The sequence below is a fragment of the Pseudomonas sp. B21-053 genome (assembly GCF_026016365.1).
Lineage (GTDB): Bacteria > Pseudomonadota > Gammaproteobacteria > Pseudomonadales > Pseudomonadaceae > Aquipseudomonas > Aquipseudomonas nunensis.
Window position 1 is genome coordinate 1,882,084 of record NZ_CP087205.1, and the last position, 26,171, is coordinate 1,908,254.

A 26,171-nucleotide genomic window follows, 5' to 3' on the forward strand; every position below is an offset into this window, starting at 1 on the left:
TGTGCCGCGGGTAACGCGGCACTTGATCGGTTCAGCCGCGAAGCGCATCCAGCATCGCTTCAGGCTCTGGCCGCTGAGTGTAATCCGGGTTGACCTCGGCGTAACGGATCACGCCATCCCGACCGATCACATAACGCGCCGGCATCGGCAGGGTCCAGGACGGGTCATCGTTGAAGGTGGGCAGGTCGTTGCGCAGGTTTTTGTACAACTCGACCAGGTAATCCGGCAACGCGAAACGCAGACCGAAAGCCTGCGCCACATCGTTGAGAGTGTCGCTCAGGATCGGGAACTCCAAGCCATTGGTGCGCACCGATTTGCGGCTGTTGGCGGCGATCTGCGGCGAGATCGCCACCAGGTTCGCCCCAGCTTCCTGCAACGTCGGCAGGAACGCCTGCAAGGCTTGCAGCTCCATGTTGCAATACGGGCACCAGACACCGCGATAGAACGTCAGCACCAACGGACCCTTGGCCAGCAGATCGGCGGAGGACACAGGGTTGCCGTCTGGGTCCTTGAGCGTAAACAACGGCGCCTTATCCCCGACCTTCAGTGCTTTGCCCGCCGCGCCGGACGCAATCAACTCAGCGGTGGCGCGCTCCATGATCGGGTGGATTTCAGCCGGAGCGTTGTAGGGCGGTTTACCCGCCTTGAAGTCAGCTTTGAACGCATCGAGCTTTGCTTGCAGGGTCATGATCGTAATCCTTGAAGAGGAAGCCGGTTGGCTGGGATCAATGGTGACCTTGGGAAGGGGAGAGCGGAACGTGGGTGGGGGGCATAGGATTCATTCTTGGGAAGAATGAGGCGCCTGATAAATCGCGTTCGCGGGCAAGCCTCGCTCCTACAAGGTTAGCGAAGACCTGTAGGAGCGAGGCTTGCCCGCGAAGCTTTTAAGGCTTCACGCCGTCGCCAGCGAACGCTTTTCTGAAACACTCAAAAACCGCAACAACGCCAACAGCGGAAACGCGCTGCCCACAATCACGATCCACAACCAGCCGCCGTGTTCATACACCGCACTGGCCACCGACGAACCGAACGCGCCGCCGATGAAGATGCTGGTCATGTAGAGCGCGTTCAAACGGCTGCGGCTTTTGGCGTCGAGGGCGTAGACCGCGCGTTGGCCGAGGACCATGTTCATTTGCACGCAGAAGTCGAGGACCACGCCGGTGACGGCCAGGCCGATGACGCTGTAGAGCGGGTGGATGAACGCGGGCAGGAAGCTCAGGCTGGCGAACACCAGGGCCAGCAGTGAAGCGATGCGGGTGTGGCCGGCATCGGCCAGGCGCCCGGCAATCGGCGCGGCGATGGCACCGATGGCGCCGACCAGGGCGAAGATCGCGATCTGGGTCTGGCTCAGGCCATGATTGCGTGCGAGCTCCAGTGGCACGGCGGTCCAGAACAGGCTGAACGTGGCGAACATGCAACCCTGGTAGAACGCCCGCTGACGCAACACCGGTTGTTGGCGCAGCAAGGTCCACAGCGAACCGAGCAACTGGCCATATGAAGCATTGTGATCAGGCTGGCGCTTGGGAATCGTCAACGCGAGCACGATGCTGATCGCCGCCATCAACGCCGCTGCAATGATGAACATTGCGCGCCAGCCGAAGTGGTCCGCCACCACGCTGGACACCGGCCGCGCCAGCAGAATCCCCAACAGCAAACCGCCCATGATCCCGCCGACCACTCGGCCGCGAGACTCTTCCGGCGCCAGATGTGCGGCCAAAGGAATGAGGATCTGCACCGACACCGAACTGAAACCCACCAGCAACGAGATCAACAGAAACACATTCGGCTGATCGGTAAACGCCGCGCCCAGCAGGCTGGCAATCGCTACCACTGTGGTGATGATCATCAGCTTGCGGTTTTCCAGCAGGTCACCCAGCGGCACCAGGAAAAACAGGCCCAGCGCATAACCAATCTGGGTCAGCGATACGATGAAGCTGGCCATGGTGCTGGTCAGGCCGATGTCCGGCGCGATCAGGCCGATGATCGGCTGGGCGTAGTAAATGTTGGCAACGATGGCGCCGCAGCAGAAGGCAAACAGCAGCACCATGCCTTTGGTCATTGTCGTGGCGCCGTGGGGCGCCTGGGTCGCTGGGTTCATAACGTGTCTCGCTGAGCAATAGAGGATGCGCGCAGGCTAATCGGCTGACTGGTACGGCGGAAGAGAGGTTGGAGTGATAGTAATCATTCCATTGCGGAATGAGTGACGGACGCGCGTGATGTCTACCGGTGAGCCTGGCGTCAAAACATTGAGGTGTGATGATACATTCACTTACATCTTGTTCGATAGCGTGCTTATGTTCTCTCTTCACGTTTCATAACAGGAAGGCACTTCCATGAATGCGATGTTTCGTCACCTGATTCGCAGTGCGTCAGTGGTTACCTTGATCAGTTTGTTCACGGCGGGCGCTGTCCAGGCTGCCGAAGCGCCGGGCATGCGCATCGGCGTGCGCGGCGAGATCACCGGCGTCAGCGCCGACAGCTTGAAAGTCCACGCCAACAGCGGCGAGAACGTAGTCATCAAGCTGACCAATGACACGAAGGTCCGCGCGGTCACCCTGGCCAATATCGAAGACATCAAGCCCGGAAGCTACATCGGCTCGGCGGCCATTCCCCAGGATGACGGCACCCTCAAGGCATTGGAAGTCCACGTCTTCCCGCCGGAACTGGCGGGCAGCGGCGACGGCCATCGACCCTTCGATCTGGCTAAGGGCAGCAGCATGACTAATGGCAGCGTCGGTGATCTGGTGGTCAGCAACGGCCGCACATTGACCGTCAACTACAAGGGCGGCCAGCAGAAGATTCTGGTGCCGGAGGACGTGCCGATCGTCAATCTGATGCCGGGAGATCGCAGCTTGCTGAAGGTTGGGGTGAAGATCGTGACGTTCGTGACCCAGAGCGCGGACGGCACGCTGACGGCGCAGTCGATTTCGGCTGGCAAGGATGGCGTGACACCGCCGATGTAAGCGCCGACTCCCAATCCCCCTGTGGGAGCGGGCTTGCTCGCGAAGGCGGTGTGTCAGGCAACATTAATGTCGACTGACACGGCCTCTTCGCGAGCAAGCCCGCTCCCACAGGGATCTTCAGTGAATATAAATCTGTTGTTCGGGCACAAAAAAGGCGACCTCTGCAGGTCGCCTTTTTCATGGCTGCTTAGCCCTTACTGCGCATAAATCTGATCAAAAACCCCGCCATCATTGAAGTGGGTCTTCTGCACAGTACGCCAGTCACCAAAGGTCTTTTCTACCGAGAGGAAATCAACTTTCGGGAAACGATCGGTGTACTTGGCCAACACCGCTGGATCACGCGGACGCAGGTAGTTTGCCGCAGCAATTTCCTGACCTTCCGGCGACCACAGGTATTTCAGGTATTCGTCAGCAGCGGCGCGGGTGCCTTTTTTATCGACGACTTTATCGACGACCGACACTGGCGGCTCGGCCTCGGCGGAAACACTTGGGTAGATCACTTCAAACTGATCGCGACCAAACTCGCGGGCAATCATTTCCGCTTCGTTTTCGAAGGTCACCAGCACGTCGCCGATCTGGTTGGTCATGAAAGTCGTGGTGGCGGCACGGCCACCGGTGTCCAGCACAGGCGCTTGTTTGAACAGTTTGCCGACGAAGGCCTTGGCCTTGTTTTCGTCGCCGCCGTTCTTCAGCACGTAGCCCCAGGCTGAGAGGTAAGTGTAGCGGCCGTTACCCGAGGTTTTCGGGTTGGGCACGATCACCTGTACGCCGTCCTTGAGCAGGTCAGGCCAGTCTTTCAGGGCTTTCGGGTTGCCTTTGCGCACGATGAACACCGTGGCCGAAGTGAACGGCGCGCTGTTGTTCGGCAGGCGAGTCACCCAGTTGTCCGGGACCAGTTTGCCGTTGTCCGCCAGGGCGTTGATGTCGGTAGCCATGTTCATGGTGATGACATCCGCCGGCAGGCCGTCGATCACGGAACGCGCCTGTTTGCTGGAGCCGCCGAAAGACATCTGCAGCGTGATGTTTTCGTTGTGCTCGGCTTGCCAGTGCTTCTGGAACGCAGTGTTGTAGTCCTTGTAGAAATCTCGCATCACGTCGTAGGAAACGTTAAGCAGGGTCGGTGCGGCCTGAGCCACGCTGGTCAGTGCCAGGCCAGCGGCCAGAAGTGAGGCGCCAAAGAGTTTTTTCACTGCGCATTCCTTGTTTTGCGTAGGAGCTGCCGCAGGCTGCGATCTTTTGATCTTGATCTTCCGCGAAGATCAAAAGATCGCAGCCTTCGGCAGCTCCTACAGGTTGTTTTTCAATCATTAAGAGAGGTGTTGCCACCGTTTTGCCAGCGACTATAGCCGGGCTCGCATAGTCCTTTAAAGATTAAAAAGCACTTTGCTTATTCCAGTTTCTTAAACAGCGCATTGCCACACCGCGAGCAAAACGCCGCGCCATGTTCATGGCTGTTTTTCTTGCACACCGGGCAGTCGTGTTGCAGTTGTTCGCCGCGCATGGCGTTGGCCAATTCCGCGGTGAAAATCCCCGTTGGCACAGCGATGATCGAGTAACCGGTGATCATCACCAACGACGAAATCACCTGGCCTAACGGCGTCTTCGGCACGATGTCGCCGAAGCCCACGGTGGTCAGCGTCACGATAGCCCAATAGATGCCTTTGGGAATGCTGGTGAAACCGTGTTCCGGGCCTTCGATCACGTACATCAAGGTGCCGAACACCGTCACCAGGGTGCAGACGCTGACCAGGAACACCACGATCTTCTGCTTGCTGCCGCGCAACGCCGACATCAAATAGTTGGCTTGCTTGAGGTACGGGCTGAGCTTGAGCACGCGGAAAATCCGCAGCATCCGGATGATCCGGATAATCAGCAGGTACTGCGCGTCGGCGTAATACAGCGCAAGGATGCCGGGCACGATCGCGAGCAAATCCACCAGCCCGTAAAAGCTGAACGCATAGCGCAACGGCTTGGGCGAGCAGTACAGGCGCAGGCCGTATTCGATGGCGAAGATGACCGTGAAGCCCCACTCGATGTACGCCAGCACGTTGGCGTAGTTCTGGTGGATCGAGTCGATGCTGTCGAGCATCACGATGATGATGCTGGCGAGGATGATCAACAGCAGGATGCCGTCGAAGCGACGTCCCGCCTTGGTGTCGCTTTGGAAAACCATGACGTAAAGCTCTTCACGCCAGTTTTTGCTGCTGTCCATGGATACCGCCTGAACCGAGAATCAGCGAAGCCTAGGTTGATTCTCCCCAGGAGCGCAAGGCTCACGGACGACTGTGGCGTTGCCGAGCTTTTGAGTGGCGGCACGGACCAGCCAGCAGGCGAGGATGAACGGCGCGGTCAGCGTGGGCAGACCGATGGTGGCAAACACCGGCGTCAGCAACAGCGCCGCCGCAATGCCGAGCAACGGCAGCCACGATTGTTGACGCTGCGAGCTGAAGGCGAGGGCGGTGAGTACGGCGTTATAGCTGCCGAGTCCCAGCAATGCGCCGTAGAAGTCGTGGTGCAACAGGCTCCAGCCCATGCCCGCGACGGACGCGAACAACGCCCAGCAGAAAGCGCGGCGATCAGCGATCAGCAAACCGGCGGCAATCATCGCACCGGCCAGTGGATGCCCCAGAAACATCACCTGGCCAAGGCCTTTGAGGGGCGCTGCGAGCATGTTCAGCGTGTTGATTTCGATCAGATGCGCCGTGGTCGACGGTGTGGCGAAGCACAGCAGCAACCAGCTCATCCCCACGAAGGGTGTGGTGTAGGCCGGCAAATATTGGCTGAGCCGCGCGCGTTTGAGCCACTGCTGAGTCAGCATCGCGCTCAGGCCGCCGCAGGCGATGATCATCAGAGGCAACAGGGCGGACCACGGGAAATACAGGCTCAGCAGCAGGCCAAGCAAAACACCGTTATAGCTGAACAGGCCGGCCTGTCGATCAGCCTTGGCATAGCCGCGACGTTGCGAGGTGAGCAACCCGGCGACCCCGCCCAGCAGCGCACCGCCGAGCAGCGCCGGCGCGGTAAAAAGAATCGCCAACAGGCACAGCAGGCCGCACAGCGGATGGCGCTGGAGGAAGATCTGACTGAAACCGTTGAGCAGGGCAGTGGCCCAGTCGGGGCAGTGGGTGTTGAAGTGGTTGGCAGGCATGATGAAGTCTTTGGTGTGTCAGGGAGACCGAGTCGCCCCATTCGCGAGCAAGCCCGCTCCCACACTGAATCTCTGTTCAGTCATCAGATTTGCGAACAACACAAATCAACTGTGGGAGCGGGCTTGCCCGCGAAGAGGCCGGTACAGGCGCTAAATCAACGTCTCGATACGCAACGAGTTAGTCGACCCCGGCTGCCCAAACGGCACACCCGCGGTAATCAACAACGTATCGCCGCGCTGTGCCATCCCTTGCGCTTGAGCAATCTCCAGCGCCGTCGAGCACACCTCATCGACCTGCCGCAGCCGATCATTCACCACCGAGTGCACGCCCCACGCCACGGTCAGGCGGCGAGCGGTTTGCAGGTTCGGCGTCAGGTTCAGGATCGGCACCGTCGGCCGCTCCCGCGCCGCACGCAAACTCGAAGTGCCGGACTCGCTGTAATTCACCAGCACCGCCACTGGCAGCACATTGCTGATGCGGCGAATCGCACAGCTGATTGCATCGGAAACAGTGGCTTCAGCCTTCGGCCGGCTCACGTCCAGTTGCGTCTGATAATCCGGACCGTTCTCCACCTGACGAATGATCTTGCTCATCATCTGCACCGCTTCCAGCGGGTATTCGCCGGACGCGGTTTCCGCCGACAGCATCACGGCGTCCGCACCTTCGGCCACGGCGTTGGCAACGTCGGTCACCTCGGCGCGGGTCGGAGCCGGGGAGAAGCGCATCGACTCAAGCATCTGCGTCGCCACCACCACCGGCTTACCAAGTTCACGGCAAACGGTGATGATGTTTTTCTGGATCTGCGGCACGCTCTCGGCCGGCACTTCCACACCCAGATCACCGCGAGCGACCATGATCGCGTCGCTCAACTCGGCGATTTCCCGCAACTGCGTGACCGCCGACGGCTTCTCTATCTTCGCCATCAAAAACGCCTTGTCGCCGATCAGCGCGCGGGCTTCGCGGATGTCTTCCGGACGCTGCACAAACGACAGCGCGACCCAGTCCACACCCAGCTCCAGACCGAAGCTCAAATCGCGGCGATCCTTGGCGGTCAGCGGGCTCAGGTCGAGCACCGCTTGCGGCACGTTCACGCCTTTGCGATCCGACAATTCGCCGCCATTCAGCACGGTGGTGTCGATGGCGTCGGCGTATTTGGTGATGACCCGCAGGCGCAGCTTGCCGTCGTCCAGCAGCAGGTCCATGCCCGGCTCGAGGGCGGCGATGATTTCCGGGTGTGGCAGGTTGACCCGGCGTTCATCCCCCGGCGTCGAATCGAGATCAAGGCGCAGAGCCTGGCCGCGATGCAATTGCACCTTGCCCTCGGCGAACTTGCCGACCCGCAGTTTCGGGCCTTGCAGGTCCATCAGAATCCCGAGCGGGTAATTCAATTGGCGCTCGACTTCACGAATCCACTGATAACGCTGGGCATGGTCGGCGTGATCGCCGTGGCTGAAATTCAGGCGGAAGATGTTGACCCCGGCCTCGACCAACTCGCGGATGTCATCGATCCCGTCCGTGGCCGGGCCGAGGGTGGCGAGGATTTTGACCTTTTTATCAGGCGTCATTTTTTGTGCTCTCGAGGATCAGGATGGCGCGGAAGTCGTTGACGTTGGTGCGGGTCGGTTCGGTGACGATCAGCGCGTCGAGCGCCTCGAAATAGCCGTAGCCGTTGTTGTTATCCAACTCGTCGCTGGCGCTCAGACCGAGGGCTACGGCGCGAGCGTAGCTGTCCGGGGTCATGATCGCGCCGGCGTTATCTTCGGAGCCGTCGATGCCATCGGTGTCGCCGGCCAGGGCGTAGACGCCGGGCAAGCCTTTGAGGCTGTCGGTCAGGCTCAGCAGGAACTCGGCGTTACGCCCGCCGCGCCCATTGCCGCGCACGGTGACCGTGGTTTCGCCGCCGGACAGAATCACGCACGGCGCCGCCAATGGCTGGCCATGCAACACGATTTGCCTAGCGATGCCGGCGTGGACCTTCGCCACTTCCCGGGATTCGCCTTCTAGGTCACCGAGGATCAACGGACTGAAACCGGCCTGACGGCATTTCACCGCCGCCGCTTCCAGGGATTGCTGTGGGCGGGCGATCAATTGGAAATGACTGCGGGCCAGGCTCGGATCGCCGGGTTTGACGGTTTCCGATTCCGGACTTTGCAGCCAGGTGCGCACCGAGGCCGGGACTTCGATGCTGTAGCGCTTGAGGATCGCCAGGGCTTCGGCGGACGTGCTCGGGTCGGCCACGGTCGGGCCGGAAGCGATGACCGTCGCGAGGTCGCCCGGCACATCGGAAATCGCGTAGGTATACACAGTCGCCGGCCAGCAGGCTTTGCCGAGACGGCCACCCTTGATCGCCGAGAGGTGCTTGCGCACACAATTCATCTCGCCGATGGTCGCGCCGGATTTGAGCAGGGCTTTGTTGATCGACTGCTTGTCGGCGAGGGTGATGCCTTCGGCTGGAAGGGCGAGCAGCGCCGAGCCACCGCCGGAGAGCAGGAAGATCACGCGGTCGTCTTCGCTCAGGTTGCTGACCAGCTCCAGCACGCGTTTGGCCACGGCCAACCCAGCGGCGTCCGGTACAGGGTGCGCGGCTTCGACCACTTCGATTTTTTCGCACGGAGCGCCGTGGCCGTAGCGGGTGACCACCAGGCCGGAGACTTCGCCCTGCCAGCAACGCTCGACCACTTGGGCCATGGCGGCTGCGGCTTTGCCGGCGCCGATCACGATCACGCGACCGCTGCGATCTTTGGGCAAATAGGCTTCGAGGACTTGCTGCGGATGGGCCGCGTCGATGGCTGTGGCAAACAGTTCGCGCAGCAGGTGTTGCGGATCGACCGACATGGCGGGCTCCCGGAATTTCTTGTTATTAGAAGACGACTCGAACCCCTGTAGGAGCGAGGCTTGCCCGCGAAGGCTTCAGTACTAACGCCGTTGAGAGTCAGTCAGACCGAGGCGCTGCCTTCGCGGGCAAGCCTCGCTCCTACAGGGGAGAGGGGACGGCTTACTTCTTATCGCGAATCGAGAAATTCGCCATGTGTTCCAGGCCCTTGATCAGCGCCGAGTGGTCCCAGTTGCTGCCACCGATGGCCGCGCAGGTGCTGAACACTTGCTGGGCGTTGGCGGTGTTCGGCAGGTTGATGTTCAGTTCCTTGGCGCCTTGCAGGGCCAGGTTCAGGTCCTTCTGGTGCAGGCTGATGCGGAAGCCCGGGTCGAAGGTGCCTTTGATCATGCGCTCGCCGTGCACTTCGAGGATCTTCGACGAAGCGAAACCGCCCATCAGCGCTTCACGCACCTTGGCTGGATCGGCACCGTTTTTCGAAGCAAACAGCAGGGCTTCGGCCACAGCCTGGATGTTCAGCGCAACGATGATCTGGTTCGCCACTTTCGCGGTCTGACCGTCGCCGTTACCGCCGACCAGGGTGATGTTCTTGCCCATGGCCTGGAACAGCGGCAGTGCGCGTTCGAAGGCGTCGGCATCACCGCCGATCATGATGCTCAGGCTCGCAGCCTTGGCGCCGACTTCACCGCCGGACACTGGCGCGTCGAGGTATTGGGCGCCTTTTTCGTTGACCTTGGCGGCGAACGCTTTGGTCGCGGTCGGCGAGATCGAGCTCATGTCGATCACGACTTTGCCCTTGCCAACACCGGCGGCGATGCCGTCGGCGCGGAACAGCACGTCTTCGACCTGCGGGGTATCCGGCACCATGATGATGATGAATTCGGCTTCTTGCGCGACTTCTTTCGGGTTGGCCAAGGCGATAGCGCCACTGGCAATCAGATCAGCCGGGGCAGCGTCGTGGTGCGCCGACAGGAACAGGCTGTGACCGGCTTTCTGCAGGTTCAACGCCATTGGGTGGCCCATGATGCCGGTGCCGATAAATCCGATTTTAGCCATGAGAAAATCCTCTTGTTTTTATGCTGCTTCAAGCAAATAGGGGAGTGCTGCTCTGGGTGGGGGCGGGCTTGCTCGCGAATGCGGTGTGTCATTCGGCATCCGTGTCGTCTGACACACCGCATTCGCGAGCAAGCCCGCTCCCACAGGGATCTGTGTCAGATCGCGTTATGGGTTTTCAGCCAGCCGAGGCCCGCTTCTGTGGTGGTCAGCGGCTTGTATTCGCAACCCACCCAACCCTGATAACCAATGCGATCGAGGTGTTCGAACAGGAAGCGGTAGTTGATTTCACCGGTGCCCGGTTCGTTGCGGCCAGGGTTGTCCGCCAACTGCACATGGTTGATCTCTCCCAGGTGAGATTGCAGGGTGCGGGCCAGGTCGCCTTCCATGATTTGCATGTGGTAAATGTCGTATTGCAGGAACAGGTTGGCGCTGCCCACCTGTTCGCGAATCGACAGGGCTTGCGCCGTGTTGTTCAGGTAGAAACCCGGGATGTCGCGGGTGTTGATCGCTTCCATCACCAACTTGATGCCCGCCGCTTGCAGCTTGTCGGCGGCGTACTTGAGGTTGCTGACGAAGGTTTTTTCCACGGTGGCGTCATCGACGTTTTGTGGACGGATACCCGCCAGGCAGTTGACCTGGCTATTGCCCAGCACCTTGGCGTAAGCGATGGCCAGGTCGACCCCGGCGCGGAACTCTTCGACCCGATCCGGCAGGCACGCGATACCGCGTTCGCCCTTGGCCCAGTCGCCGGCCGGCAGGTTGAACAGCACCTGGGTCAGACCGTTGGCGTCGAGCTTGGCCTTGATCTCGGCGGAGCTGAAGTCGTAAGGGAACAGGTATTCGACACCACTGAAACCGGCCTTGGCGGCCGCTTCAAAACGGGCAAGAAAATCCTGTTCGGTGAACAGCATGGACAGGTTGGCTGCGAAACGCGGCATGGTGGTCTCCCGTGTATGTTTGGGCTCCCCCCTGTAGGAGCGAGGCTTGCCCGCGAAGGCGTCGTGTCAGTCGACATCAATGTTGAATGGTACGACGCCTTCGCGGGCAAGCCTCGCTCCTACAGGGGAAGCGTTAAGCTGTTAATCGAGCAACGAAATCGCGGTTGGCGCATCGTTGCCGACCAGCGCCAGGTCTTCGAATTCGTTGACGGCGTTGATCTCGGTGCCCATGGAAATGTTGGTCACGCGCTCCAGGATAATCTCGACGATCACCGGCACCTTGAACTCTTCGATCAGTTCCTGGGCCTTGCGCAGGGCAGGCTGGATCTGACCCGGTTCGAACACACGCAGCGCCTTGCAACCGAGGCCTTCGGCGACTGCCACGTGATCGACACCGTAACCGTTGAGTTCCGGAGCGTTCAGGTTATCGAAGGACAGCTGCACGCAGTAGTCCATGTCGAAACCGCGCTGGGCCTGACGGATCAGCCCCAGGTACGAATTGTTTACCACAACGTGGATGTACGGCAGCTTGAACTGCGCGCCCACCGCCAATTCTTCGATCATGAACTGGAAGTCATAGTCGCCCGACAACGCCACGACTTTGCGAGTCGGATCAGCCTTGACCACGCCCAGCGCCGCCGGAATGGTCCAGCCCAACGGGCCGGCCTGGCCGCAGTTGATCCAGTGACGCGGCTTGTAGACGTGCAGGAACTGCGCGCCGGCAATCTGCGACAGACCGATGGTGCTGACGTAGCACGTGTCTTTGCCGAACACTTGGTTCATCTCTTCGTACACACGCTGCGGCTTGACCGGCACGTTGTCGAAGTGGGTCTTGCGGTGCAGGCTGGCCTTGCGCTGCTGGCAGTCTTGCAGCCAGGCGCTACGGTTTTTCAGCTTGCCGGCGGCTTGCCATTCGCGAGCGACTTCGATGAACACGGTCAGCGCGGCAGCGGCGTCGGACACGATGCCCAGGTCCGGGGTGAACACGCGGCCGATCTGGGTCGGTTCGATGTCAACGTGGATGAACTTGCGGCCTTCGGTGTAGACGTCGATCGAGCCAGTGTGACGGTTGGCCCAACGGTTACCGACGCCCAGCACCATGTCCGATTTCAGCATGGTCGCGTTGCCGTAGCGGTGCGAGGTTTGCAGGCCAACCATGCCGACCATCAACGGGTGATCGTCCGGGATCGTGCCCCAGCCCATCAGGGTCGGGACGACCGGGATGCCGGTCAGCTCGGCGAACTCCACCAGCAATTCGCTGGCGTCGGCGTTGATGATGCCGCCACCGGCTACCAGCAATGGACGCTCAGCCTGGTCGAGCATGGCCAGGGCCTTCTCGATTTGCACGCGGTTAGCGGTGGGCTTGGCCAGCGGCAGTGGTTCGTAGGCATCGATATCGAATTCGATTTCGGCCATCTGCACGTCGAACGGCAGGTCGATCAGTACTGGGCCTGGGCGGCCGGAACGCATTTCGTAGAAAGCTTTCTGGAACGCGTACGGCACTTGGCCCGGTTCCATGACCGTGGTGGACCACTTGGTCACTGGCTTGACGATGGCGGTGATGTCGACAGCTTGGAAGTCTTCTTTATGCATGCGCGCCCGTGGTGCCTGGCCGGTGATGCACAGGATCGGGATCGAGTCGGCCGAGGCGCTGTACAGGCCGGTGACCATGTCGGTGCCGGCCGGGCCGGAAGTACCGATGCACACGCCGATGTTGCCGGCCTTGGTGCGGGTGTAGCCCTCGGCCATGTGCGAAGCGCCTTCAACGTGGCGAGCGAGCACGTGATCAATGCCACCGACCTTCTGCAGGGCGGAGTACAGCGGGTTGATCGCGGCGCCCGGGATGCCAAAAGCGGTATCAACCCCTTCACGGCGCATCACCAGAACGGCGGCTTCGATTGCTCTCATTTTGCTCATGGTTTTGGTGCCTCTTACGTTTTGTAATTGTATACAAGTGGCTTTGCGCAGAGTGTATTCACGGCGGACGGCGCAGGTCAATCCATTTTCTCAAGCGACTGTTTCATTCGTCGGAAGCCCGTTCTGCTGTGGCTTTTCGTCGCATGTGGCGCTTTTCGAGAATTATTGTATACAAATAAATAATCTATTGTGTTCTATTTGTTGCATCGGACTGCGGCACAAAACCGCAGCCCCACCGTTTTCCAATAACAAAATGAGGACGGCACCATGAGCGCTTTAACCTTGAAAGACGCAGTCAGCCTGAGCAACCAGGCCATCGCCGCAGGGCGTGCAATATCCGCAGCACCACTGACCATCGCGATACTCGATGCCGGCGGCCACCTGATCTCTTTGCAACGCGAAGACGGCGCCAGCCTGCTACGCCCGCAAATCGCCATCGGCAAAGCCTGGGGCGCCATCGCGCTAGGCAAAGGCTCCCGATTGCTGGCGCTGGATGCACAACAGCGGCCGGCGTTTATCGCCGCGCTGAACAGTCTGGGGCAGGGCAGCGTGGTGCCGGCACCGGGTGGTGTGTTGATCCGGGATCAGGATGGGAATGTGCTGGGAGCGGTGGGAATTAGCGGGGATCTGTCGGACGTGGATGAGCAATGTGCGATCAGCGCGATTGAAGCGCAGGGGTTGCGGGCGGATGCGGGGGTTACTGCTTGATTTGTGGTGATTGATTGACCGCCTTCGCGAGCAGGCTCGCTCCCACAGTGGATCTTCAGTGTTCAAAAATCCCCTGTGGGAGCGAGCCTGCTCGCGGAGGCAATTTCCCAGACACATCCTGCTAAAAGTCTGCCCCACCCTTTGGCATTTACAGGTCTAGCCTTCTTCATGACTTAATCATGAAAGGGCAAAGGAATGCCGGATCTAGCTGCTTCACATCGCCTGCGCATCGGCCGCTATGCCGAACAGAACCGAGTTTATCTTTTAACCACCAACACTTTTGGCAGAGAGCCAGTCTTCAAAGACTTTTTCTTGGGCCGACTAGTGGTCGAACAATTCCGAGCTGCTCAGAACCAGGGTTGTGCCAACTCATTGGCCTGGGTTGTTATGCCTGATCATATTCATTGGCTGATTGAGTTGCAGCGGGGCTCACTGAGCGAGCTGATGCAAAGAACCAAATCTCTGAGTACCAAAGCGGTGAAACTGGCCACCGGTCGCAGGACTGGTCTATGGCAGAGAGGCTTTCATGATCGAGCGCTGCGCCGTGAGGAAAATCTGGTGAATATTGCTCGATATGTTGTCACCAACCCAGTGAGGGCAGGGCTGGTTGCCAAGTATGGTGACTATCCGCTGTGGGATGCGATTTGGGTTTGAACTGAAACCGGGTTGCCTTCATTCGCGAGCAGGCTCGCTCCCACAGGGGATTATTGAACACCGAAGATCGAGTGTGGGAGCGAGCCTGCTCGCGAATGGGTGCGCTCGGTCTATCAGTCCGGCTCACATCCCTTCAACACCAACCGAATTATCGTCTGCGCCGCCGCCTCATAATCCGCCTCGTCCAGCTTCGCCTTCCCCGTCACCGCCGAGATCTGCCAGTCAAAGTCGGCGTAGGTCTGGGTCGCGGCCCAGATGCTGAACATCAGGTGGTTGGGGTCGATGGGGGCGATTTGGCCGCGGTCGATCCAGGTCTGGATGCAGTCGATGTTGTGCTTGGCCTGGCCGTTGAGGCGTTCGACCAGGTCGGCGCTCAGGTGCGGGGCGCCGTGCATGATTTCGCTGGCGAACACCTTGGAGGCGAAGGGCAGGTCGCGGGAGATGCGGATCTTGGAGCGGATGTAGCCGCTCAGCACTTCGCTGGGCACGCCATCGGCGTTGAATGGCGTCGAGGCCTGCAGGATCGGCTCGATGATACTTTCCAGGACCTCGCGGTAGAGGTTTTCCTTGGATTTGAAATAGTAGTAGACGTTGGGCTTGGGCAATCCCGCCTTGGCCGCGATATCACTGGTTTTGGTCGCAGCGAAGCCCTTGTCGGCAAATTCTTCACTGGCGGCACGCAGGATCAGTTCTTTGTTGCGCTCGCGGATAGTGCTCATAAACCAGGTGGTTCCTTGCCTGTTCTGGCGGTTGCGCATGGTAGCACCGGCCTCGCGCGGCGCTCAAGAATGCCCCGCAGCGCATCGGCTCGCGCTATGCTGCGCGGCATTCACTATTCGAAGGAAACCTGATTCATGGCAGGAAGCAGTTTGCTGGTGCTGATCGACGACATTGCCGCCGTCCTCGACGACGTGGCGTTGATGACCAAAATGGCCGCCAAGAAAACCGCCGGCGTGCTCGGTGACGACCTGGCGCTCAACGCCCAGCAAGTCAGCGGTGTACGCGCCGAACGGGAAATCCCGGTGGTCTGGGCCGTGGCCAAGGGCTCGTTTCGCAACAAACTGATTCTGGTGCCGTCGGCATTGGCCATCAGTGCGTTCATTCCGTGGCTGGTCACGCCGTTGTTGATGATCGGTGGTGCTTACCTGTGTTTCGAAGGTTTCGAGAAGCTGGCGCACAAATTCCTGCACAGCAAGGCTGAAGACGACGCCGAACACGCGCAACTGGTCGAGGCCGTGGCTGATCCGGCGACCGATCTGGTGGCGTTCGAACAGGACAAGATCAAAGGCGCGATTCGCACCGACTTCATCCTCTCGGCGGAAATCATCGCCATCACCCTCGGCACCGTGGCCGACGCCTCGTTGACTCAGCAAGTGATCGTGCTGTCGGGCATCGCCATCGTCATGACCATCGGCGTCTATGGCCTGGTGGCGGGCATCGTCAAACTCGACGACCTCGGTCTGTGGCTGACCCAGAAGCCAGGGCAGATGGCCAAAAGCATCGGCGGGGCGATCCTGCGTGCAGCACCGTACATGATGAAAAGCCTGTCGGTGATTGGTACAGCGGCGATGTTCCTGGTCGGTGGCGGAATCCTGACCCATGGCGTGCCGGTGGTGCATCACTGGATTGAAGGCGTTAGCGCGAGTGCCGGCGGGGCCGGGTTCATCGTGCCGACGTTGTTGAATGCCGTGGCGGGGATTGTGGCGGGTGCCATTGTGTTGGCCGGTGTCATGCTGGTGAGCAAAATCTGGAAGTCGGTAAAAGGCTGAAGCCTGGTTATCTCCAGAGATAGCCCCAACCCAATGTGGGAGCGGGCTTGCTCGCGAAAGCGGTGTCACATTCAACAGAAATGTTGACTGAAACAACGCTTTCGCGAGCAAGCCCGCTCCCACATTGGATTAGTGGTGTTCTGAAAACTGGTTGTCTCAATTCAAACCCAGAAGCGTTTCAATCATCCACTTGTGAAACTGATTGTGTGACGACCTGCCATGCCACGCGGCAACAATGTCGAAGCTCTCGGGTTGGTCGTCAAGATCGAGTAGCTTGAGATTGGCCCCCGGTGCCAGTGCCGAGGGCAGGAACGTAATGACGTCGTTGGCGTCCAGGAACCGTTGCAAAGAGGTGTAGCAAGGCAATACCGCGATGACCTTTCTTGATATGTCGTGCTTTTTGAGAAAGCTGTCCACCGTGTCGTTGAGCTGGTCCTTCCGGTTGCTGACCGAGACATGCGGGAATTTTTCCAGGTCTTTCAGGCTGTGAATCTGGTTGATCAAGTCGGAGCGATTGCCCACCGCGCAGGCGTAGTGATCTTTTTTCAACTCGATCTGATTGAGCCCTTGATCAATAAAGGCCTTGAACCCAATTAAAAGATCCGCTTCCCCCGACAACAACATGTCTTTGTATTGTTCTGGGTAAAAATCAAGAATCTTGAAACTTATGTTGGGTGCGCTGGCTATGACTTTCGACACCAATATCGGAATGATCGCTTGTTGCGCATGTTCATTGGCGATGATCGTGTATTCGCGTTTCAAACTCTTGAGGTCATAAGGCGTGTCGTCGTTCAGCTTGTCGACTTCGGCCAATACCCGCTCAAACTTGATCGCCAGTTCGAACGCAAAGTCAGTTGGCGTGAGGCCGTTACTGTTTCTGACGAACAGGACGTCGTTGAATTCTTCACGGAGTTTTTTCAGGTATTCACTGATTGCCTGCTGAGACAGGCCGATTTGCAGGCCCACCCGGGACGCGTTTTTTTCTTTCATCAGGTGCATAAACACGCGCATATGCTTGATTTCGATGCGATCTACCATGATTGCTTGTATCACTTACAAGGAAAGATTGTTTTTTATTGTATCGCCGGTTTTTTAGACTGCCAGCGGTTTCAACAAAATACTTTTTCTAATGATGAGTGATTTATGAAGACTGTAATTGTGATTGGTGCGCAGGGAAAAATGGGCCGGGCGGCAATGTCGGGTATGAGCAAACATCGGGTAATTACCGCAAGTCGCTCAGGGGAAGGGTGTGACTATAAAGTCGATATCACCGATACGGCGTCCATCGTTCAGCTGTTCAAAACGGTCGGCAAGTTTGATGCCGTCGTTAATACAGTAGGTGTTTGTGAGTACGCGCCGTTTATGGACATGACCGCAGAGCAGTGGGACACCACCATTGGCAGCAAACTGATAGGTCAGATCAATCTGGTCAAAATAGGCGCTGAGTACATTGCCGACGGCGGATCATTCACCTTGATCTCCGGGATCCTGAACTTGAAACCTATCCCTTGGGCCATCGCAGACGCCACCACCAGCGGTGCCATTGATACCTTCGTCAAATGCGTTGCCAATGAATTGCCGAGAGGCATCCGCATCAACGTGGTCAATCCGACCGTGCTGACCGAGGCGTGGGACGTTTATGGCGAGATGATGCCGGGTTTCCAGCCAGTACCGGGCAGTCTGGTTGGCAAGGCGTTCGAGCGATCGGTAGACGGTTTCATCACCGGTCAGGTGCTGGTAGTCGATGCCTGAAAAGTTGCCGCCGCCGAGGCATCAAATGCACTCGGCGGCGGCACGGGTTGTCACTCGGCAATCTGCAACTTGCGCGACTCGGTGTACACGTAACGCACCTTTTCATACTCGAACGGCGAGTTCAGCTGACCGTAGCGGAAGCTGGTCTGGTAGCGCTTGTCGACGCCGCGCAGGACCCAGATTTCCGGGTGGTTGGAGCTGACTTCGGAGACGTTCAGGAAGTTGACCGCCGCCTCGCCGGTGTAATCGACCACCAGGCCTGCGGTATCACGCAGGTTGGAAGGGCCGAGGATTGGCAGCACGAAGTAGGCACCGCTCGGTACGCCGTAGAAACCCAGAGTCTGACCGAAGTCTTCGCTCTGGCGCGGCAGGCCCATGGCGGTGGCCGGGTCCCACAGGCCGGCGACGCCGATGGTGGTGTTGAGCAGCAGGCGCGCGGTGGTTTCCAGCGAGCGATGACCCTTGAGCTGCAACATGCTGTTGAGCAGGTTCGGCACGTCACCCAAGTTATTGAAGAAGTTGCTCACACCGGTACGCAGGAAGCTTGGAGTGATGTAGCGATAACCATCGACCACCGGCAAGAACACCCATTGGTCGAAGCGGTAGTTGAAGTGGTAAACCCGGCGGTTCCACTCTTCCAGCGGGTCGTAGACGTTCAATGCGTTGAGCGTCGAGCGCTCGAACTCGCGCTGGTCCAGGCCCGGGTTGAATTTGAGTTTGGTCAGCGGTTCCTTGAAGCCGTCGTTGCCGATCACGACCGGCGCGTTGGCTTTGCTGTTGTCGGCATTGGCGACGCCTGCACAGAGTAACGCTGCGATAAGCAGGAGATATTTAGCCACGGAAGAACTCCAGCATGGCGTCGCTGTTGACGCGATAGTTAAGGTTGCCGCAATGGCCGCCCAATGGGTAAACGGTCAAGCGGTCGCCGAAGGTCCGGCGCAGGAAGCCCAGGTCGCCAGGGCCGAGGATCACGTCATCGGCATTGTGCATGACCGAGATTTTCGGGCTGTCGTGCAGGTAATCCTTCAGCGCATACAAACTCACCTGGTCGATCAGTTGCAGCAGGCTGCCGCCGTCGGTGCGGGCGCGCCACATCGGGATGACTTGCTCGGTGATGTAGCAGTCGAAGTCGCATTGCAGCGCACGCTTGAGGAACGGCGTGAGGCTAGTGCCTTCGGTGATCGGGTACTTCGGCGGCGTGATCAGGCCACGGCGGTTGATCAGGTCGGAGGTAAAGGCAATGTCGGCGGCCGAGAAACGGAACGAGGTGCCGATCAGCATGGCCATCTGTTCGTTGGTCAGGTGCTGCTTGGACTGCTGGAAGTCATAGAGCAGGGCATCGTTGAGGTCGATGTAGCCTTTTTGCTGGAAGTAGCGGGTCAGTTTGTTCAGCACCAGTTCATAGAACGTGGTGCTGTTGTTGATGCCCTTGACCTCGGTCTGTACCAGCTTGTCGAGGTTGGTGATCGAGGTGTAGAGGTTGACCGGCGGGTTCAGCAGCAAGACTTTCTTGAAGTTGAAGCTGCGACGGGTTTCGTCCAGGTGCGCGACGAACGCGGCATCCAGGGCGCCCAGGCTGTAGCCGGTCAGGTAGTACTCGGTGACTGGCGTTTTCGGGTTTTGCGCCCGTACGGCCTGCATCACCCGGTACATGTCTTCGGCGTCTTCCTTGGTGATACCAGGCGTAGCGAAACGTGAAGCGGCGCTCATGAAGTCGAAGCTGGTCGGCGACGACAGCTGCACGACGTGGTAGCCAGCCTTGTAGTAGAGCTTTTTCAGGTATTCGTTGAGGCTGCTGTCATAGCGCGCGCCGGTGCCGGCGATCAGGAAAATCAGCGGGGCGGCGTGATCCTGGGTCGCAATGCGGTAGGTGAGTTTCTTCACCGGCCAGAAGTTGTCTGGCAGGCTGAACTCACGCTCCGGGCGCAACCGCACGCTGCGGTCTTGCTGATTGATGTCTTCGTTGGCCGGCAACTCCGGGCGCAACTCCGGTGGAGTCGTGGCAATCGTCGCCTCGAACGGGTTGGTCAAGGGGTAGCCATAGCTGGCGGCGTCGATATCGACCGCCAGTGCGGACGCACTCAAAATAAGGCCGCCAAACAGGGCGGCGAAGCGCAAGGAACGGAGCATGACTAGATCCCTTAGAGAAAGGTGCCGAATGAAGTTCGCAGGCTATGACCACGGGGTTTGCGCCAAAGTGCCATGGATCGGCACCAATCAGGGCTAAATTCGGAGTAATAGTAGCTGGACGATACACTTTGCAGCGATTCGTTGCCCAGTTAACTGTTGTTAACGCTTGCACAAGGCCGCCGGGCGATTAAGCTGGCGGCCGTTTTCGTCTATTGGAGTGCTTCATGTCCCGCCGTCTGCCCGTGATTCTGCTGCTTGTTTTGCTGCCTTTATGGCTGGCCGCCAGTTATGGCGCGCGTTATGGCTTCATGGAGGATGCGCAATGGGTCGGCCTCTGCGTGGACGAGGCAAGCCGCTGGGAATGCCAGGTTCGGTCGAACCTCGGGCTGATGATCCACTTCAAGGTCTTGGGCTGGGGCGCATTGGCCGCAGCAGTGATCGGTTTTGTCGTGCCGGGCCGGGCAGGGTGGTGGCTGGCGGTGTTGGCGCTGGTACTGGGGTTCCCGGCGTTGGCGTTGTACAACACGACGCTGGCGGTGTTTGCGGTGGTGATTGCGGCTTTGCGTCTGGTCCGGGCGTCGCGTAGCGCCTGATAGAAAAAGATCGCAGCCTTCGGCAGCTCCTACATGGAATGCATATCCCTGTAGGAGCTGCCGAAGGCTGCGATCTTTTGATCTTGCCTTACCGATGTTTACCCTTTGCGAACCCGCAAACAACGCCACAACCCAGCCACCATCAACACACTCACCAGCGCCCAACCCCAGGCCTGCTGGTTCTGCAACCCTTCACGAAACAGCTGCGGCGCAATGCCGGCACCGATGATGAAGGTCAGCAAGGCAATCTCCCGACGCGGCACACTCACCGGACGGCACAGGTACACCAGCTCCGGCAGGATAAACGCGACGCTCGGGAAACTGCGATAACGCGGGTCGAACACCAGTTCCAGCATCATCACCGCCGCCGCAAAGCCTGCCGCCGCCACCAGCCAACCCGCCCGGCGTTCCAGCACGTTGAAAGCGCGTTCACGCCAACCGGTGCGAGCGCTCAATGTCAGCGCGGCATGCGCCAGCACCAGCAGATTCAACGCCGTCAGCAAACCGACCCACAACCATTCACTGGCAAACCGGGTGGTCACCCGCGCCAGATCGCCCCAAGCCCCGATCGAGCAGGCCGCCAGCGCGCCCAGCAGTGGCAGCACCAACGCGGCGCGGGTGCTGCGAACCCGACCGCCCAGCAGCAACGTGCCAAGGAAAATCAAGCCGCCCACCGCCAGCCATTGCGACCAATAAGGAACGTTCGATACCGGACCGGCCAACACGCCTTTGTCCTGGCGATCGGCATCGAACAGCCCCCAATAGCCACCGACCGCACCTTCACTGGCACGTTTCCACGGCTGGTCAAAAGCTTCGATCAGGTTGTAATGCCAGTTTTGCTCTTCGGCCATGGCGACAAAACCACGGATGAACTTGGCCTCGTTGACCCGGCTCGGCAGCGCGGTTTCACGCTGGCGGCCTTCACTCGGCCAGCCGGTTTCACCGATCAACACATCCTTGGGCGCAAATTTGTTGCCGAACACCTGGCGCACTTCGGCCACGTGTTGCAGGGCGGCGTCGATGTTCGACGGATCATCTTCCCAGTACGGCAGCAAGTGAATGGTCAGGAAATCCACCGCCGGGGCGACTTCCGGGTGTTTCAGCCAAAACTCCCACACGTCGGCATAGGTGACAGGCTGTTTGATCTGGCCTTTGACCTGATTAATCAGCTTCGCCAGTTGTGCGCCAGTGACTTCCTTGCGCAGCAACGCTTCGTTGCCGACGATCACCGAGGTCACCACGTCCGGGTTGGCGTTGGCCGAGGCAATCAGCAGGTCGACTTCCTTGGCGGTGTCCACCGGATTGCTGTTGACCCAGGCACCGATCATCAGCTTCAACCCGTGCTTGCGCGCCAGGTCGGGCAGGGCCTCGAGGCCGGTCATGGAGTAGGTGCGGATGCATTCGAAGCTTTTGGACAGCAGCGCGAGGTCGGCGTCCATGCGTTCCGGGCGCAACTTGAACGGCTGGTCGAACGGCGATTGGTCCTTGTCGAACGGGGTGTAGGAAGCGCATTGCAACTTGTGCGTGGCGCTGGCGACGTCCGGCAGGATCACCGGTTTACCGAGGCCGTACCAAAAACCACCGAGGGCAAACAGCCCGAGCAGGCAGGCGAAAAGATAAGCCAAAAAAGGAAAGCGTGATGTCGCGGGCATGGTCAGGCCGTCTGGGAGCAAAGGCGCGCATGTTACCTGCATTTACCCCGGGCTTGGTGGCCTGCATGATTTTGACATGCAAAGTTCGGGCGGATCGGACGGGTTGTTTAGGGCGCTCACGATTAATGGCGTTCTGATGTCGTTTCTCGATGCCTTGAGGTCGCTGGCAGCACAGGTCGTTGATGTCGTGAGGTTGATTATCGAGGCGTCAGTGTTCTCATTGCTAAATCACGCTGACGATCGAACGAGTTTGCGGTGAGGCGTGATGGGGCGCTTCGCACCATAACAATACGTTGACGCCGCTCGGCATCCGTCGGGCGCAGCACTTTCGGGGAAGTAACGATGAAGATGCGACGACTTTTAGGCGCGAGTGCCGCTCTGGTACTTGCGATTGGCTCCACATTCGCCAATGCCGAGAGCAAAACCCTGAGCATCGGTTACGTTGACGGTTGGTCCGACAGCGTTGCGACCACTCACGTGGCCGCCGAAGTGATCAAGCAGAAACTCGGTTATGACGTGAAGCTGCAAGCCGTCGCCACCGGGATCATGTGGCAGGGCGTGGCCACCGGCAAACTCGACGCCATGCTCTCCGCTTGGCTGCCCGTGACCCACGGCGAATACTGGACCAAGAACAAGGATCAGGTCGTCGATTACGGCCCGAACTTCAAGGACGCAAAAATCGGCCTGATCGTGCCGGAATACGTGAAAGCCAAGACTATCGACGATCTGAAAACCGATGACAGCTTCAAGGGCCGCATCGTGGGCATCGACGCCGGTTCGGGCGTGATGCTCAAGACTGATCAGGCGATCAAGGATTACGGCTTGACCAACTACACCCTCAAGGCCAGTTCTGGCGCCGGCATGATTGCCGAGCTGACCCGCGCCGAGAAGAAAAACGAATCCATCGCCGTCACCGGTTGGGTGCCGCACTGGATGTTCGCCAAGTGGAAACTGCGCTTCCTCGACGACCCGAAAGGCGTATATGGCGCTGCTGAAACCGTAAACAGCATCGGTAGCAAAGAACTGGCGACCAAAGCACCGGAAGTGGCCAAGTTCCTGAAAAACTTCCAGTGGGCGTCGAAAGACGAAATCGGCGAAGTCATGTTGGCTATCCAGGATGGTGCCAAACCTGAAGCCGCTGCAAAGGATTGGGTCGCGAAACACCCGGACCGTGTTGCCGAATGGATCAAGTGATTTGATCGCAAGCGTCTAGTCAGTACCTCTAAAGGCCCCTTGGCTTAACTGCCAAGGGGCCTTTTGCATTCCTGTAGGAGCAAGGCTTGCCCGCGATGGCGATCGCCAGGGCGCCATCGCGGTCAAGCCTTGCTCCTACAGGTACAAAGCTAGCTAATTATTTTGTTCCAGAAATTGGCGATTCTGTCATGTCGTTCTAATACTAAGGTCGTCTGGAACCCATCCCGCAGCCGCATAAAGTGGCTACGTTCTAACAATAATCTGTGCTGCGAGGATAAAAACAATGAACGACAGCATTTACCTCTCGATTCAAAACAGCCCGCGCTTCAAGGAGCTGGTCAGAAAGCGAGAAAAGTTCGCCTGGATTCTTTCGGCGATCATGCTTGGGCTCTACTCCGGATTCATCCTTTTGATTGCTTACGGGCCGCATATTCTCGGGGCGAAAATCAGTCCTGAGTCTTCGATTACCTGGGGGATACCGATTGGTGTCGGGCTGATTATTTCGGCCTTTATCTTGACTGCAATCTATGTACGACGCGCCAATGGCGAATTCGACGACCTGAACAATGCGATTCTCAAGGAGGCTCAGCAATGATCCGGCGTCTAATGGCTCTATTGAGCATCGCAGCCTTTGCACCTGCCGCCTGGGCGGCTGAAGCCCTGACCGGCGAAGTGCACAAACAACCCCTCAATGTTTCTGCGATCCTGATGTTCGTCGCGTTCGTTGGTTTGACCCTGGGTATCACCTACTGGGCCTCCAAGCGCAACAACTCGGCGGCTGACTATTACGCAGCAGGCGGCAAGATCACCGGTTTCCAGAACGGTCTGGCGATTGCCGGTGACTACATGTCCGCGGCGTCCTTCCTGGGTATTTCCGCCCTGGTGTTCACCTCCGGCTACGACGGCCTGATCTACTCGATCGGCTTCCTGGTGGGCTGGCCGATCATCCTGTTCCTGATCGCCGAGCGCCTGCGTAACCTGGGTAAATACACCTTTGCCGACGTGGCGTCCTACCGCCTCGGGCAAACCCAGATCCGCACGCTGTCCGCTTGCGGTTCGCTGGTGGTCGTGGCGTTCTACCTGATCGCGCAAATGGTCGGTGCCGGCAAGCTGATCCAGCTGCTGTTCGGCCTCGACTACTACGTTGCGGTGATCCTGGTCGGTATCCTGATGTGCATGTACGTGTTGTTCGGCGGCATGCTGGCGACCACTTGGGTACAGATCATCAAGGCCGTGTTGCTGCTGTCCGGTGCCTCGTTCATGGCGCTGATGGTGATGAAGCACGTCAACTTCGACTTCAGCCTGCTGTTCTCCGAGGCGATCAAGGTTCACCCTAAAGGTGAGGCGATCATGAGCCCGGGCGGGCTGGTGAAAGATCCGGTTTCGGCGTTCTCCCTGGGCCTGGCACTGATGTTCGGTACCGCTGGCCTGCCGCACATCCTGATGCGCTTCTTCACCGTGAGTGACGCGAAAGAAGCACGTAAGAGCGTGCTATATGCCACGGGCTTCATCGGCTACTTCTACATCCTGACTTTCATCATCGGCTTCGGCGCGATCCTGCTGGTCAGCACCAACCCGGCCTTCAAAGATGCTGCTGGCGCGCTGTTGGGCGGCAACAACATGGCGGCGGTGCACCTGGCCAACGCGGTGGGTGGCAGTATTTTCCTCGGCTTCATCTCGGCGGTAGCGTTCGCGACCATTCTGGCGGTTGTGGCGGGTTTGACCCTGGCGGGTGCTACGGCGGTGTCTCACGACCTGTATGCCAGTGTGATCAAGAAGGGCAAGGCCAACGATAAGGATGAGATCCGCGTTTCGAAAATCACCACCATCGCATTGGGTGTGTTGGCGATTGGCTTGGGTATTTTGTTCGAAAGCCAGAACATTGCGTTCATGGTTGGTTTGGCGTTCTCCATTGCGGCTAGCTGTAACTTCCCGGTGCTGTTGCTTTCGATGTATTGGAAGAAGCTGACTACTCGTGGGGCGATGATCGGTGGCTGGTTGGGGCTGATCAGTGCTGTTGGCTTGATGGTGCTTGGTCCGACCATTTGGGTGCAGATTCTGCATCACGAGAAGGCGATCTTCCCGTATGAGTATCCGGCGCTGTTTTCGATGGCGATTGCGTTCATCGGGATTTGGTTTTTCTCGATTACTGATAAGTCTGCTGCGGCTGACAATGAGCGGGCGTTGTTTTTCCCGCAATTTGTGCGTTCGCAGACTGGGTTGGGGGCGAGTGGGGCGGTTTCGCACTAAGGCTTCTGGCTTTTATATATAAGCTGCGTTGAATGGAAATGCCCTGGTCGAGAGATCGGGGCATTTTTTTGGCTTTGGTTTTTGTAGGAGCGAGGCTTGCCCGCGAAGGCGTCCTTCGGGTTGATCGTATTTTTGGATGGTGTACATATCCGTTTCTACGGTAACGGCGGCTTAGGGTTTCGCCCTTACGGCGACTCACTTTTTTTTCAAACGCCAAAAAAAAGTAAGCAAAAAAAGGCTCGCCCCGAGCGTCCGGCCCCTCGCTTAGGCTCGGCGTTCCTTCGCTCCGGTATTCATCTGGGGGCATCGCCTACGGTCGGCTTCGCTTCGACCTCCTCTCGATGTGTGCGGCTGCGCCGCACGGCGCTACGCGCCCACCCCCAGATGAACACCTCCACTCAGCCTCCCGAAGGGGCGGGCACAGCAAGATCAAGAGCTGCAGGCGAGCTAACGCTCGGCCTGTTGAGTGGTGAGGGGCGGGTGGCGTACCCCCTGTAGGAGCGAGGCTTGCCCGCGAAGGCGGTCTGATGGTCGACTCATCTCTTTTTGAGGTACTGATATCTGGGTTGCCGAAGCTACGATCTTTTGATCCGAGCCCAAACCCTAGATCTTC

The 26,171-nt window shown here is 58.9% G+C and carries 24 protein-coding genes; 9 read left to right on the forward strand and 15 right to left on the reverse strand.

The window, feature by feature from the left end; all coding sequences use genetic code 11:
* Positions 1-31 precede the first annotated feature (31 nt).
* Positions 32-688 (reverse strand): peroxiredoxin-like family protein, encoded by a 657-nt coding sequence (locus LOY68_RS08615; protein WP_265044132.1) that lies wholly within the window; start codon positions 686-688, stop codon positions 32-34.
* Positions 689-892: 204 nt separating this feature from the next.
* Positions 893-2,098 (reverse strand): MFS transporter, encoded by a 1,206-nt coding sequence (locus LOY68_RS08620; protein WP_265044133.1) that lies wholly within the window; start codon positions 2,096-2,098, stop codon positions 893-895.
* A 235-nt stretch (positions 2,099-2,333) separates the two neighbouring features.
* Between LOY68_RS08620 and LOY68_RS08625 the strand changes: the two genes are divergently transcribed.
* On the forward strand, positions 2,334-2,963 hold the full coding sequence (locus LOY68_RS08625; RefSeq protein ID WP_265044134.1) for a DUF5666 domain-containing protein: 630 nt from the start codon (positions 2,334-2,336) through the stop codon (positions 2,961-2,963).
* A 194-nt stretch (positions 2,964-3,157) separates the two neighbouring features.
* On the opposite strand, the gene LOY68_RS08630 is transcribed toward LOY68_RS08625, so the two are convergent.
* The 8 genes from LOY68_RS08630 to gcl all read right to left on the reverse strand — a co-directional run bounded on the left by LOY68_RS08630 (position 3,158) and on the right by gcl (position 12,856).
* A complete protein-coding gene (locus LOY68_RS08630; protein ID WP_054049411.1) occupies positions 3,158-4,153 on the reverse strand; it encodes a sulfate ABC transporter substrate-binding protein in 996 nt (331 codons plus the stop codon).
* A gap of 197 nt (positions 4,154-4,350) precedes the next feature.
* A complete protein-coding gene (locus LOY68_RS08635) occupies positions 4,351-5,175 on the reverse strand; it encodes an ion transporter (RefSeq protein WP_054049413.1) in 825 nt (274 codons plus the stop codon).
* A gap of 21 nt (positions 5,176-5,196) precedes the next feature.
* Positions 5,197-6,111: an urea transporter gene (locus LOY68_RS08640; protein WP_265044135.1), complete on the reverse strand. Its 915-nt coding sequence runs from the start codon at positions 6,109-6,111 to the stop codon at positions 5,197-5,199.
* A gap of 150 nt (positions 6,112-6,261) precedes the next feature.
* On the reverse strand, positions 6,262-7,677 hold the full coding sequence (gene pyk, locus LOY68_RS08645) for a pyruvate kinase (protein ID WP_163909091.1): 1,416 nt from the start codon (positions 7,675-7,677) through the stop codon (positions 6,262-6,264).
* Positions 7,667-8,947 carry a glycerate kinase gene (locus LOY68_RS08650; RefSeq protein WP_265044136.1) on the reverse strand — a complete coding sequence of 427 codons (1,281 nt, stop codon included), beginning with the start codon at positions 8,945-8,947 and terminating at the stop codon, positions 7,667-7,669. The genes pyk and LOY68_RS08650 overlap by 11 nt, the downstream gene beginning before the upstream one ends.
* Positions 8,948-9,107: 160 nt before the next feature.
* Positions 9,108-10,001, reverse strand: coding sequence for a 2-hydroxy-3-oxopropionate reductase (locus tag LOY68_RS08655; protein WP_265044137.1), 894 nt, complete (start codon positions 9,999-10,001; stop codon positions 9,108-9,110).
* A gap of 155 nt (positions 10,002-10,156) precedes the next feature.
* Positions 10,157-10,939 carry a hydroxypyruvate isomerase gene (gene hyi / locus LOY68_RS08660; RefSeq protein ID WP_163909093.1) on the reverse strand — a complete coding sequence of 261 codons (783 nt, stop codon included), beginning with the start codon at positions 10,937-10,939 and terminating at the stop codon, positions 10,157-10,159.
* 141 nt (positions 10,940-11,080) lie between these two features.
* Positions 11,081-12,856: a glyoxylate carboligase gene (gene gcl / locus LOY68_RS08665; RefSeq protein WP_054615735.1), complete on the reverse strand. Its 1,776-nt coding sequence runs from the start codon at positions 12,854-12,856 to the stop codon at positions 11,081-11,083.
* 267 nt (positions 12,857-13,123) lie between these two features.
* Here gcl and LOY68_RS08670 point away from each other — a divergent pair, with 267 nt between their 5' ends.
* Both LOY68_RS08670 and LOY68_RS08675 read left to right on the forward strand, forming a co-directional pair.
* On the forward strand, positions 13,124-13,564 hold the full coding sequence (locus LOY68_RS08670) for a GlcG/HbpS family heme-binding protein (RefSeq protein WP_163909094.1): 441 nt from the start codon (positions 13,124-13,126) through the stop codon (positions 13,562-13,564).
* Positions 13,565-13,759: 195 nt separating this feature from the next.
* Complete coding sequence (locus LOY68_RS08675; RefSeq protein WP_265044138.1) at positions 13,760-14,218, forward strand: REP-associated tyrosine transposase; 459 nt, start codon at positions 13,760-13,762, stop codon at positions 14,216-14,218.
* A gap of 113 nt (positions 14,219-14,331) precedes the next feature.
* Here the strand turns inward: LOY68_RS08675 and LOY68_RS08680 are convergent, their stop codons facing one another.
* On the reverse strand, positions 14,332-14,937 hold the full coding sequence (locus LOY68_RS08680; protein ID WP_046046335.1) for a TetR/AcrR family transcriptional regulator: 606 nt from the start codon (positions 14,935-14,937) through the stop codon (positions 14,332-14,334).
* A gap of 135 nt (positions 14,938-15,072) precedes the next feature.
* On the opposite strand from LOY68_RS08680, the gene LOY68_RS08685 reads away from it, so the two are divergent.
* Complete coding sequence (locus LOY68_RS08685; protein WP_054615732.1) at positions 15,073-15,987, forward strand: DUF808 domain-containing protein; 915 nt, start codon at positions 15,073-15,075, stop codon at positions 15,985-15,987.
* 156 nt (positions 15,988-16,143) lie between these two features.
* Here LOY68_RS08685 and LOY68_RS08690 read toward each other — a convergent pair whose 3' ends face one another.
* Entirely contained in the window at positions 16,144-17,025 is an 882-nt protein-coding gene (locus tag LOY68_RS08690; protein WP_265044139.1) for a LysR family transcriptional regulator, read from the reverse strand.
* A gap of 105 nt (positions 17,026-17,130) precedes the next feature.
* Here LOY68_RS08690 and LOY68_RS08695 point away from each other — a divergent pair, with 105 nt between their 5' ends.
* A complete protein-coding gene (locus tag LOY68_RS08695) occupies positions 17,131-17,739 on the forward strand; it encodes a short chain dehydrogenase (protein WP_265044140.1) in 609 nt (202 codons plus the stop codon).
* Positions 17,740-17,789: 50 nt separating this feature from the next.
* Here LOY68_RS08695 and LOY68_RS08700 read toward each other — a convergent pair whose 3' ends face one another.
* Together LOY68_RS08700 and LOY68_RS08705 are read right to left on the reverse strand one after the other, a co-directional pair.
* Positions 17,790-18,578: a VacJ family lipoprotein gene (locus LOY68_RS08700; protein ID WP_163909100.1), complete on the reverse strand. Its 789-nt coding sequence runs from the start codon at positions 18,576-18,578 to the stop codon at positions 17,790-17,792.
* A complete protein-coding gene (locus LOY68_RS08705; protein ID WP_054049439.1) occupies positions 18,571-19,869 on the reverse strand; it encodes a serine/threonine protein kinase in 1,299 nt (432 codons plus the stop codon). The genes LOY68_RS08700 and LOY68_RS08705 overlap by 8 nt, the downstream gene beginning before the upstream one ends.
* A 224-nt stretch (positions 19,870-20,093) precedes the next feature.
* On the opposite strand from LOY68_RS08705, the gene LOY68_RS08710 reads away from it, so the two are divergent.
* On the forward strand, positions 20,094-20,462 hold the full coding sequence (locus LOY68_RS08710; RefSeq protein ID WP_163909101.1) for a hypothetical protein: 369 nt from the start codon (positions 20,094-20,096) through the stop codon (positions 20,460-20,462).
* Between the two features lie 98 nt (positions 20,463-20,560).
* Here LOY68_RS08710 and LOY68_RS08715 read toward each other — a convergent pair whose 3' ends face one another.
* Positions 20,561-22,156: a beta (1-6) glucans synthase gene (locus tag LOY68_RS08715; RefSeq protein ID WP_265044141.1), complete on the reverse strand. Its 1,596-nt coding sequence runs from the start codon at positions 22,154-22,156 to the stop codon at positions 20,561-20,563.
* Positions 22,157-22,456: 300 nt separating this feature from the next.
* Here LOY68_RS08715 and LOY68_RS08720 point away from each other — a divergent pair, with 300 nt between their 5' ends.
* The 3 genes from LOY68_RS08720 to LOY68_RS08730 all read left to right on the forward strand — a co-directional run bounded on the left by LOY68_RS08720 (position 22,457) and on the right by LOY68_RS08730 (position 25,558).
* The gene (locus LOY68_RS08720; RefSeq protein WP_163909103.1) at positions 22,457-23,308 is read left to right on the forward strand and encodes a glycine betaine ABC transporter substrate-binding protein; all 852 of its coding nucleotides are present in this window, start codon (positions 22,457-22,459) and stop codon (positions 23,306-23,308) included.
* A 283-nt stretch (positions 23,309-23,591) separates the two neighbouring features.
* Entirely contained in the window at positions 23,592-23,903 is a 312-nt protein-coding gene (locus LOY68_RS08725; RefSeq protein ID WP_163909104.1) for a DUF485 domain-containing protein, read from the forward strand.
* Positions 23,900-25,558: a cation acetate symporter gene (locus tag LOY68_RS08730; protein WP_163909105.1), complete on the forward strand. Its 1,659-nt coding sequence runs from the start codon at positions 23,900-23,902 to the stop codon at positions 25,556-25,558. The genes LOY68_RS08725 and LOY68_RS08730 overlap by 4 nt, the downstream gene beginning before the upstream one ends.
* Positions 25,559-26,171 lie beyond the last annotated feature (613 nt).